Source organism: Pseudomonas sp. AC463, assembly GCF_979253585.1.
Map to the genome: position 1 here is coordinate 1 of NZ_CEEDDZ010001124.1, position 238 is coordinate 238.

Sequence of the window (238 nt, forward strand, 5' to 3'; positions counted from 1 at the left end):
CGCCGGCGGGTGACTGGATGTGGTATAAATGGGGCACCGCGTCCGCCGCGACCTTCCTGCGGTTCGGCACGGCGGCGCAGGCGCGCGCCTTCGAACGCGCGATGCCGGCGTTCATCCAGCGTCATGCCGGAATGGACCTGGGGCCGCGGCCGACCGACGTGATTTCCCTGCCGCTGATGCCGATCGCGAACGGCCACCTGCGCCCGGTCGGGCCGGAGAGTGCCGGCCGGTCGCTGAC

1 protein-coding gene is annotated in these 238 nt (G+C 72.3%); it reads left to right on the forward strand.

Translation table 11 applies throughout. The features are described from left to right. Positions 1-17 precede the first annotated feature (17 nt). A partial coding sequence (locus AC0IYH_RS33790; protein ID WP_471838828.1) for a hypothetical protein occupies positions 18-238 on the forward strand: 221 nt, incomplete at its 3' end.